This is a genomic window from Chitinophagaceae bacterium, from assembly GCA_007695095.1.
In the GTDB taxonomy this organism is placed as follows: Bacteria; Bacteroidota; Bacteroidia; order Chitinophagales; family REEL01; genus REEL01.
Genome location: REEL01000121.1, coordinates 1 through 10,609 on the forward strand (window position 1 = coordinate 1; position 10,609 = coordinate 10,609).

General features: G+C 32.6%; 10 protein-coding genes. 6 read left to right on the forward strand and 4 right to left on the reverse strand.

The window, feature by feature from the left end:
• Nucleotides 1-803: 803 nt before the first annotated feature.
• Nucleotides 804-1,187 carry a hypothetical protein gene (locus tag EA412_09305; protein TVR78183.1) on the forward strand — a complete coding sequence of 128 codons (384 nt, stop codon included), beginning with the start codon at nt 804-806 and terminating at the stop codon, nt 1,185-1,187.
• 343 nt (nt 1,188-1,530) lie between these two features.
• On the opposite strand, the gene EA412_09310 is transcribed toward EA412_09305, so the two are convergent.
• Together EA412_09310 and EA412_09315 are read right to left on the reverse strand one after the other, a co-directional pair.
• Entirely contained in the window at nt 1,531-1,773 is a 243-nt protein-coding gene (locus EA412_09310) for a UPF0175 family protein (GenBank protein ID TVR78184.1), read from the reverse strand.
• A gap of 276 nt (nt 1,774-2,049) precedes the next feature.
• Entirely contained in the window at nt 2,050-2,805 is a 756-nt protein-coding gene (locus EA412_09315) for a hypothetical protein (protein TVR78185.1), read from the reverse strand.
• A 173-nt stretch (nt 2,806-2,978) separates the two neighbouring features.
• Between EA412_09315 and hflK the strand changes: the two genes are divergently transcribed.
• The 3 genes from hflK to EA412_09330 all read left to right on the forward strand — a co-directional run bounded on the left by hflK (nt 2,979) and on the right by EA412_09330 (nt 6,468).
• Nucleotides 2,979-3,947 (forward strand): FtsH protease activity modulator HflK, encoded by a 969-nt coding sequence (gene hflK, locus EA412_09320; protein ID TVR78186.1) that lies wholly within the window; start codon nt 2,979-2,981, stop codon nt 3,945-3,947.
• Nucleotides 3,947-4,885, forward strand: coding sequence for a protease modulator HflC (gene hflC, locus EA412_09325; GenBank protein ID TVR78187.1), 939 nt, complete (start codon nt 3,947-3,949; stop codon nt 4,883-4,885). The genes hflK and hflC overlap by 1 nt, the downstream gene beginning before the upstream one ends.
• Nucleotides 4,886-5,151: 266 nt before the next feature.
• Nucleotides 5,152-6,468, forward strand: coding sequence for a T9SS C-terminal target domain-containing protein (locus EA412_09330; GenBank protein ID TVR78188.1), 1,317 nt, complete (start codon nt 5,152-5,154; stop codon nt 6,466-6,468).
• Between the two features lie 2 nt (nt 6,469-6,470).
• Here EA412_09330 and EA412_09335 read toward each other — a convergent pair whose 3' ends face one another.
• Nucleotides 6,471-7,022, reverse strand: coding sequence for a hypothetical protein (locus EA412_09335; GenBank protein ID TVR78189.1), 552 nt, complete (start codon nt 7,020-7,022; stop codon nt 6,471-6,473).
• On the reverse strand, nt 7,022-7,999 hold the full coding sequence (locus EA412_09340; protein TVR78190.1) for an FkbM family methyltransferase: 978 nt from the start codon (nt 7,997-7,999) through the stop codon (nt 7,022-7,024). The genes EA412_09335 and EA412_09340 overlap by 1 nt, the downstream gene beginning before the upstream one ends.
• Nucleotides 8,000-8,133: 134 nt before the next feature.
• Between EA412_09340 and EA412_09345 the strand changes: the two genes are divergently transcribed.
• Together EA412_09345 and EA412_09350 are read left to right on the forward strand one after the other, a co-directional pair.
• Entirely contained in the window at nt 8,134-8,592 is a 459-nt protein-coding gene (locus tag EA412_09345; protein TVR78191.1) for a cytochrome B, read from the forward strand.
• Between the two features lie 48 nt (nt 8,593-8,640).
• On the forward strand, nt 8,641-10,609 hold a 1,969-nt coding region (locus tag EA412_09350), incomplete at its 3' end, for a PAS domain S-box protein (protein ID TVR78192.1).

Consider the following 10,609-nt stretch of genomic DNA (forward strand, 5'->3'; position numbering starts at 1 on the left):
CTTAGAACATAACATCTAATATATCAAACCGATTCAAACTTCTCCAAAAAATCCTTATTTTTAATTCGTTAATTGGTGGTTGATGTCAGGCAAGGACAGGAAATAGTTAATTAATTTCTTGATTTTTAAACCTAAAAAAGAATATATTCGTTTGTGTTTAACAAAATAGTTTGAATTATGGCGACAATAAGAATAAAAAAAAGCATGTCAGCACGAAAGATTAGAGAGTTGCTAAAGAACATAAAACCAAAACACAAGTCTGTGAAAATAGAAAAGTATTTTGGAAAAATTAAAGCTGAGGAAAATCCATTAAAACTTCAGGAAAAGTTACGGGATGAGTGGAAATAAAATATGTATTGACACAAACGCACTTATAGCTATTATGGATGGCTATGATACTATTTTACCACTTATCCAAAATTCAGCACTTTATTTGTCTTTTATCACTGAATTAGAAGCTCATAGTTATCAAAAAAAGACAAAAAGCTAAAGTTTGAATGTTGTTTTGTTTGAAGTTTAGTACTTCCAAATTGAAAGCAAAAGCAGTTAAAATATCAGTTTACAGACAAGACTAAAGCAGCTAAATAATTGAATTACAAATCATGTTCATCCCGGAATCATTTAATCATGTTCAAGACAATTTCCTCCAAAAAATCCTTATTTTTAATGCGTAAATTGATGGTTGGTGAAATAACACCAACCCACGGCTGAACAACAAAATCAAATCAATGGAAATTGAATTAGATAAAAATTGGAGAAAGAAAAAAATATTTATAAATGTAATGTTTTTATTAGTGTTTTACTTGTCTTATCCAATTGTAAGATTTGGAGTACAAGCAGGTGTTCATCATGAGATAAATGAAAGTAGATTATTAATTTCGTTTACATTAACTGGTCTAATTTTATTTGCTTACCTGATGTTTAAGTGTTCTAATAGTAAAATTAACTTTAATGAAAATTTCTTAGAAATAACTAAAATAAACATAATAGGTAAAGCAAAAAGTATAATTATCAATAACAATAAACTAAATTATATTGTTTTTGATAATATTAGCTTTAAATTTATTGAGATATATGAAAACAAAAAGCGATTAACTAAAATCTCACCTACTGATTTTGGTAAAGAGAAGTATCAGTTAATTTTAGAACAACTTAAAAAAATCAAAGATGAAGGATTGCCAAAATAAATTAGTATGTGTATTTTTAAAATATACACTCTGAAGCACAACTGATATTGTCTGAACAGGATTTTAGAGATTATAAGACAGACAGGATTAAAGCAGCTAAATAATTGAATTACAAATCATGTTCATCCCAGAATAATTTAATCATGTTCAAGACATGTTTTTCTCCAAAAAAATCCTTATTTTTAATTCGTTAATTGGGAATAGGTAGGGGAGTGCCATTCATGGTCGAAATATCCAGCAAACATTCTACTCTCTACATTTTTTTATTGTATAGTCAATGAGTTCCTGACTAATTCTGAAATTTGTACGATTTATTTTATCAAGTAAAATCAAACAGCTTGTATCAGCGACTATGGCCTTTTGCATTCTTTATATCATTATCCAATTCAGAAGGAGGGTAATTAAATATGGAAACTCCATAATCCACTAAAATTTCCATAAAAGCTTTTTTAGACAAGCCAACCATCTGAGCTGCCTGTCCGATAGTAAGTTTACCATTTTCATATAATCGGGAAGCAAGTAACATTTTTATTTCCCGTTCATTTAAATCTAAATTATCCGGTATGTCTATTTGTATTGTTTTCATCAGTATCTCTCACCCTTTTTGTCATTCAAAGTTAATTAAATCACTATCAAAAACGTTAAAAATGAACTGACATTTTAAAGTTTCGGTTTTTTAATTACTTAATTTAGTATCCCCAGCTCTGTTCATAGTGTCCCCGCTACCGAACACCTTAGAACATAACATCTAATATATCAAACCGATTTAAACTTCCTTCACTTTCTGTAGCACCTAAGGACTTCTCACCGCCTGTGAAATCTGCAAAAAAGAAGTACCAACAACTAAAACCTATTTAAAAGCTTAGTTATTCCCTAAATCTAATCGTAAACCAATTGCAATATAGTTTGTCAATGAAAAGTTATACACCTCATCTATGTCTGCACCACCCTCAAGCACTCTATAGCCACCAAACATTCTAAAGTTCTCATTAAAAGTGTAGTAAAGAGCAAAAAGTACATCTTCAGCTCTTCCCTGAGGGCCTATCAACGCATCCCCATCCACTAAAAAACCGGCATTTTCATGAAACTTCCAGTCTAAAACAAAACGAATAATCGGAACAAAGCCCAAATCAGTATTTTCAGTAAAAATACTATCATTAGATACTGCAATTCTCGCATCTCTCAGCTTGGCAGTAAATCCAATATTAAAATCCAGCTTTTCTCTTTGCACCAGTTTGTATTCATATGAAATCCGCCAGGAATTAAATTTCCAGGCAACAGAAAGTGGATCATTCGCTTGGAATAATTGATCTTCAAAAAATAAATCCCGGTTTAAACTACCGCTTTCCTTAATTTCGTAAGGAGCTGCAGTTAATAATATGGCATGCCTTTTAGCAATGTTTACCTTTGCAGTCAAACGAAAGTATGGACTGTATGACCGGCTAAAATCTTCAGTAAAAGAAAATTGTTCTCCGCCGTCACCGGGAATTCTAATGTCGTTATAGCTTTGAAATGATAATCCTGACTCAAGCGCAAACTCTACCCTTTGTGCTGACAGGTTAAAATACATTGATAGCATTAAAAAGCTAAATAGTGAAAATGCAAAAAGTTTATTCATAATTAAATAACATAATTTAAAAATAGATATTACAGTACATTAAACTAAAGAACTTAATAAATGTTTAGTTATTCCTTTTTTAAAAGAAATACTTACAGGATTTTCATTTAAATAAGTATAACTGAAAGGTTTTCTCTAACTTTGCATTCTTAAAAATTTATAAATAAAAGATTATGTCACAACAGGACCAACAGGTTGAATACTATACAAACCTCGTTAAAAAGCATTTTTTAAAAATACTTTTAGTACTTGTTATTATTATTGCTTTGGGTACATCCGTAAAAACAATTGATCCGGAAGAAGAAGGGGTAGTGTTACAATTCGGAAAATATAACAGGACTCTTTTACCGGGTTTGAATTTTATTTTACCCTTCGGAATTGAACAAATGTATAAAATACCCGTTCAAAGACAACTAAAACAAGAGTTTGGATTTCGTACTACTGAATCAGGAACTCGCTCTACTTACGTAAAAAGTGGATATGAGGATGAATCACTAATGCTAACCGGAGACTTAAATTTAGCAGATGTAGAATGGGTAGTACAATACAGAATTGTAGATTCCTATAAGTACTTGTTTAAAGTCAGAGACGCAGAAAATGCGCTTCATGATATGTCTGAAGCGGCAATGAGAAAAGTAGTTGGCGACAGAACCGTAAATGAAGTATTAACAGTAGGCCGGCAGGAAGTAGCTACAACAGTAGAGATATTATTACAAAGAATGTGTGATGAATATGAAAACGGCATTCGAATTGATCAGGTTGTTTTGCAGGATGTGAATCCACCGGAACCGGTTAAGCCTTCATTTAATGCAGTAAACGAAGCTCAGCAGGAAAGAGAAACATTTATTAACAGAGCGCAATCAGAATATAACAGAGTTATACCACGAGCAAGAGGGGAAGCACAAGAGCTTATACAACTTGCTGAGGCTTATGCTCTAAACCGTGTCAACAGAGCTACGGGTGAAGCAGAACGTTTCAGTGCACTTTTTGATGCTTATATGTTAGCTCCTGAAGTAACCAAAAAAAGAATGTACCTGGAAACTATGGAAGCCATCATGCCTAAAATATCGAATAAGATTATCATGGATGAAAGAGGCACAAATTTATTACCCTTATTGAATTTACAAAATCATAATAAATAATGGAAAAGAAATGGATATTCAGCGGGGTTATTCTCGTTATAATTACAATAATAATCTCTAATACAGTATTTGTGTTAGATGAAACACAGCAAGCTATAGTCACTCAATTCGGTAAGCCTGTTGGAGGTTCGCGTACTGAACCCGGAGTGAATTTTAAAATTCCTTTTATACAAAGCGTACAGTATTTTGATAAACGCTATCTGAAATGGGACGGAGATCCTAATCAGGTACCCACTCAGGATAAGAAATTCATATTTGTGGATACTTATGCACGCTGGCAAATTACTGATCCTTTACAGTTTTTTATTCGTTTAAGAGATGAGCGCTCCGGGCAATCAAGATTAGATGATATACTCGATGGAGAAACCCGTAATGCTGTTGCCAGTAATGCTTTACTGGACTTGGTAAGATCTTCAAACAGAGAGCCGGAAGTCTATGAAGATTATTTAGAGGATATTGATCATTTAGAAGATATAAACATAGGTAGAGAGCAAATTGAAGCTATCGTATTAGAAAAAGCAAATGAGCGTACATCTGATTTGGGAATAATTATTTTAGATTTTCAGTTTAAGCGCATTAACTATGTAGATGAAGTAAGGGAAAGAGTTTATGACAGGATGATTAGTGAGCGTAACAGAATTGCCGATCAATTTCGTTCGGAAGGAGAGGGAGAAGCAAGAAAAATTGAAGGTGAAAAAGAAAGAGATTTAGCTCAAATTCAATCAGAAGCTGTTATGGAATCTGAAAAAATTAGAGGTAGAGCTGATTCTATAGCTGCCAATATATATGCTTCTGCCTACAACCGCAACAGAGCAAGCCGTGATTTTTATCAATTTGTTCGCTCTTTACAGGCTATGGAAAAGACTTTTGATGAAAAATCAACCCTTATTTTAACCACAGATAATGAATTGTATCAGTATCTGAAGAAAGCGAACTAAAAGACGAATTTTCGGACTTTAGATATTAGAAAATCTTTGCTTTATCTTTATTGGGTTAAGTTATTTTGACCAAAAGATTTTTCGGTATTTTTTTAACCCGGAACTTGCTAAAAATACTTTAGTTTATAATATTCACTATTTTAGTGCTTAGAGTTAAGTTTTCTTTTTAAAATACGCATCATTACTTTTGTGATTTTTAGTGTAAAACACTATCTTAAAAGAGAACCTGACATTTTTTAAACTGTATAAAGTCAATTTAAACTTTCATGTCTTTCAAAGAAATTGTTTTACTATTTATAGTCTGTATCTCTAGTAATTTGAGCACATACGCACTTTCTGATAATCAAAAGATTGATAGTTTATTATTTGATTTTGACGCTGACCTGAGCTTAATCGTTTTTAAAGATAAAAATATCGTTTATCAGAAACTGTCAGAAAGTTTTTTACAAAAAGACGTTCAAACTATTAATGCGGGTGAAATTACGAAGGCTATTACAGCTACGGTGATTTTGGCTTTGATTGACAACAATTATTTCAGTTTAGAAAGTCAGTTAAAAGATCTTTTAGAGAATGTCCCGGAAAATTATCGTCAAATTACGGTTGAGCAACTTTTAAATCATCAGTCCGGATTGCCGGCATATTCATCGGTTCTTGATAACAGGAATCTATCCAATGAGCAGATGGTGCAACGTATTTTAAGCCGCGAATCTTTGTTTCTTGAAAGTGGAACTGATTTTTTCTACAGCCAACTTTCGTATAATTTTTTAGTAAGTATAGCAGAAAATACGACCGGCAAAAAATGGTCTGATATTTTTTATACTTATTTGGCTTTACCGGCAGGGCTTTCGGGAAGCTTTTTTAACGAAAAAGATGATTTTTACCGCTCCAACTTTTTTCAAACAAATATGCAAGATCTTTCGTCTATAGTTAGTGTTTGGCTAAACTACGGAATGGGCAGAAATAATCAGGTTTTTTCAAGAGAACAGGCAGATTTTTTGTATTCCGGAGATGCTGAAAAAGTTAACTTTATACTACCGGAGGGAGAAACTTCACGTTTTTTAATTCAAAGACCTTATAGCGCAGGTTTTTGGATAGACGAGAAACAACCACCCCCTTATTCTTCCGTGCGTTTATTAGCACTTTCCGGTGGAAATTTGGCCATAATTATAGATGAATGTAGCAGGACAGCTTTTATTTTATATAAAACAAAACCTACCTCAAAAATGGCTGAATATGCCCGCTACATTAACAACTTTTATTTAAAAATCAGCCAACAGGATTGCCTGGATGGACTTGTCCCGGAAATTTTTCTGAGAGATAAGGATAAGCTTTCATTACCGGAAATAATAATTGAACGGGAAGTCAGCAGTGTAACCCCCAGCATTAATTTTAGCCTGAACGAATTTTCCGATGTTACGATAACTTTTTTCGACCCTTTGGGAAATGAATTGTTTACTTTTCTAAATGAGGGTTTTGAAGCCGGAAATCATCAATTTGAGTTAAAAGACATTGACAGCGGCTTGTATTTTTACCGGATACGTACAAGTGAAAAAAATGTCACAAAAAAAATACTGATTCCATAAGTTTAAAGGATAATTACCCCTTCTTCCTCATCTCCGAATTTCTGAGAAGTCCCATTTGTAAATCTTACAGCTGAATATAAACATAGTAAACTGTCTGCCTGATGCAAGTTTTTGATTTCAGGTAGTTGCCATTCGCCGGGTAAAATATCTAAAATTGATTCAATATTTTTAGGTTTGTTTTGTGAAAGTAAGTTAAAAAGACCTGCCGGATAGGATTCAATGATTTGTATGTTTTTGCTTAAAATTTTCTCTTTCAAAGCCATTGCTCTTGCGGTTAAGCCTCCTAAAAACATTGGAGACATTGCTTTTAGAATAGCATCAGACTCTCTGTAAAAATAATTGCTTTTATTTTTTAGCCCCCTGTAAACACCCGGCAAACTCATGGGTGCATCCAATGCAATTAATTGTAAGGATTGCGGTAAATTATCTAAAATAAACAAATCCGCATCTTTTTTCTTTTCAGATTGCAGCACAGTTACCTTATTATCCTTTAGTAAACTGATAACAGTTGTTCCGGCCAACTTGCTTCCATAATCAATTCCGGCTAAAAGCATTATTGAGTTTTCTTAAAAACAAGATTGTCCGACGAATGTTTGTAATCTTTAAAATGCAATTCGGGATTTTTTAAAAGTACTGCCTGCCCATTATTATCTATAAAAAAAGCCTGAAAATTTAATGCAACAAGCTTTGACCATATAAACTTGTAAAAATCAGCATGTTTCCCCGGGAAATATTCTATAATCAAAACCGGACTATTCATTTTTAAAAACTCAGTCAGACCTTCAATTACTTTAGCTTCAGCTCCCTCTACATCAATTTTAATATAGTTGGGTTTAAAAGATTTTTCTTCTAACCAGCTGCTGAGCGAGTAAGTTTGAACAGTTTTCATTTCAGGAGATAGCTTTTGAAGTTCCGGGGCAGGCTTATTTAAGGTATTGTATTCATTGTACTTCACCGGAAAATCATAAAATTTAACAGAACCGTTTTTATCTGATGCAGCAAAATTTGCAGTTTCTATATTGCTATTTGAAAAGCTGATGTTTTTTTGCAATATTCCGTATGTTTTTTCAGATGCTTCAACGGCTATGATTATAGAGGAAGTTAAACTGCTGCATAAAATAGCATAGTAACCAAAATGAGCACCAATATCAAGGAAGGTATCTTCATCTTTTATATTTTTTATTAAAAATTTTGCCAGCCTGATTTCTGAGTCATGACTTTTAAATCCTAATAAATAAAGGTCGGCGCCTGCCGGAAGAATTATTTCTATAGTTTGAATAAGTGGAATTCGGGTAGTTACTTTTACTCCTTTTTGAAAAATAGGGTAGAGCAGCTTACTGATTAACTGTAAAAAAAGATACTTAAAAGGTTTATTTAAAAAACGATTTAATTTTCCTGATTTTGCCAGTTTCTCAGCATTTTCAAGCGATTCTAATAGTTGAGTTTTTCCTTTTTCGGAATTCATATTGCAATATTCGTAAAAACCTTTTAAAATAGCTTTTTTCTCTGCAAAAAGAATAATCTTGAGCAATGATTTAACTGTCTTAACGCATTTAAAATTCAAAAATCACAATCTAAATCAAAACACTTAAAATAAAGATTGAAATCTTCAACTCTAAATACTAAAAAGTGTTTATATTGCATCGCTAACCATAAAATTAAATTATGTATACAGGATTGCTTCACACCCACGCACTTTTAAGATATGTTGTGCTCATTTTACTGATAGTTGTAATAGTTCGAACACTATCAGGTTGGTTGAGTGGAAAACCTTTTAAAATAATTGATGATAAGCTTTCTTTATATGCTTTCATAAGTGTGCATGTGCAGTTGTTAATCGGTCTGATACTCTATTTCATCAGTCCGCGAGTTAATTGGGCTGCATATGAAACATCAGAAATAATGAAAGATACAGAAATGAGATACTGGCATATCGAGCATATTTCAGTTATGATTATTGGAATAGCGGTAATAACTGTGGGGAGAATTTTAGCAAAAAAAGCGCTTACAGAGGTTAAAAAACACAAGCTAACATTTATATTCTATACCATTGGCCTCATTATTATCCTAAGTAGAATTCCATTTCCATTCACCACTGTAAGCAGAAATTGGCTTCCATTCTGATTATATTATAATTTTCGTTGTAACTTAGCTTAAAAGCTGTTACATTTTATGTCTGTAGTCAACAATCCTTTTACTTTTAAGGTACAACCGGAGAATCTACTTTCAAGTATTACTAAAAAGTTAGATGCGGATTTTGAAATTACCGAAAATACTTATTTAAGCCAAAAAAAAATCAACAAGCTAGAACTATTGATTCAGCGCAAAAGTAATGGGTTTAATACTAAGCTTGAAATCATACTCTTAAAAGATAATCAAGTAGAATTAAGTTCGGTATTAAATAGTAAAAAGCTGAACGAAAAAATTGGAAAAATAGTAATTCTTAACAGCTTAGACGAGACTCCTTCGCAGCAAAATGATAATGATTTTACGGAGTATTTATCTCCAAGCTTTACTGATGAAAGCTTATCCTTAGCAATTAGGTTTTTATTATATCGCATAGAGGCAGAGGCAGAAAAAAATATCATAAATAAAAGATTCTCAAGCCTTTTAAATGGGTTAGACGATGTGATTTTTAGTTTGGATGTAGACACTCTAAAACTTTTATACATCAATGATACAGCTGAAAGGATACTGGGAATTTCTCCGGAAGTTCTAGCTAAAGACAGTGCCAATATTATCAATTACATCTATCCGGATGATATTCCCTTATTTACTGATGCTAAGAGGATTTTACAGCAAAAAGGTCGGTTTGAAATTGTCTTTCGATTTCTTGATAAAGACAAAAATATAAGATGGGCAGAAGGTAGGATAAAACTTATGAAATCCGGCAATAATAAGCGCTATGAAGGTTTAGTTACAGAAATTACACATAAGAAAATAGCCGAAGATAAACTGTGGTCGACTCAATTAAGACTATCTCTTATCTTAAAGTATTTGCCAAATGTAGTCCTTTATGAAACCGGTGCCGGACATGAATATATTTCTGATAACATTTATCGGCTACTTGGTTATACAGCCGAAGAGTTCTTGCAGGACAGAGATACATTTAGAAAGATAATTCATCCGGATGACGAATTGGTTGCAGAAAGCAATATTGTTAACTGGCATAAAAGTAAAAATCCGGAGATTTTAAAACTTGAATTCCGGGCTAAACATAAAATGGGACATTACATTTGGTTGGAAGATTATTTGGTAAAAGTGAATTCTCCAAATAGTAAGTCTTTTATGGCAGGGATCTTAGTAGATATTACACAACGTAAAAAGTATGAATCAGACTTGTTGAAATACAAGGAAATGTTGGAGAAAAGGGTTTTAGAAAGAACTCAAAATTTAGAACAGGCAAATAAAAAGCTTCAGTCAGAGATAAAAATTAGAATTGAAACCGAAGATAGGTTGATGAAAAGTGAAGCTATATACCGATTGCTTTCATCAAATATTCCAAAGTCAGCCGTTTTTTTAATTGATTCAAATCATCACATTTATATTGCTGAAGGGAAGGAATTGATAGAAATGAATCTGATGAGTACAGATTTGGAAGGGAAGAAAGTGTCTGAAATACTTACTGAAGATCAGTATAATTACTTAGAGCCAGGGCTAAAATCACTTTTACAAAAGAAACCCTTTCGGCTTGAAAGTAAATACTTGGGCGAGTACTATTTAATAAATTTCATTCCATTGGAGGTAAAAGAACCCGAATCGCTACTGGGTATTGTTATGATACATAATATCAGTGATATTAAAAAAACACAAATTGAGTTAAAAACAAGGGCTGAAGAATTAATGCGGTCTAATGCTGATTTGGAACAATTTGCCTATGTAACATCTCATGATTTAAAAGAGCCGCTTAGGATGATAAGCAGCTACATACAGATAATTAATAAAAAGTATGTTAAACAACTGGATAGTGAAGCAGAAGAGTTTTTTAGTTATATAACTGAATCTGTAAAGCGTTTACATAATCTGTTGGATGATTTACTGAAATTTTCAAGAGTTTCCAGACCATCTAATACGAGAACCTTAACAGACTTAAATGAAGTTTTTCATATAGCCTGCAAAAATTTGGAACTGAAAGTTAAGA

Coding starts and splice junctions, on each gene's coding strand:
- hflC (TVR78187.1), top strand. CDS start 3,947: ATGGAAAAGAAATGGATATTCAGCGGGGTTATTCTCGTTATAATTACA.
- EA412_09345 (TVR78191.1), top strand. CDS start 8,134: ATGTATACAGGATTGCTTCACACCCACGCACTTTTAAGATATGTTGTG.
- EA412_09335 (TVR78189.1), bottom strand. CDS start 7,022: ATGCTTTTAGCCGGAATTGATTATGGAAGCAAGTTGGCCGGAACAACT.
- EA412_09330 (TVR78188.1), top strand. CDS start 5,152: ATGTCTTTCAAAGAAATTGTTTTACTATTTATAGTCTGTATCTCTAGT.
- EA412_09315 (TVR78185.1), bottom strand. CDS start 2,805: ATGAATAAACTTTTTGCATTTTCACTATTTAGCTTTTTAATGCTATCA.
- hflK (TVR78186.1), top strand. CDS start 2,979: ATGTCACAACAGGACCAACAGGTTGAATACTATACAAACCTCGTTAAA.
- EA412_09310 (TVR78184.1), bottom strand. CDS start 1,773: ATGAAAACAATACAAATAGACATACCGGATAATTTAGATTTAAATGAA.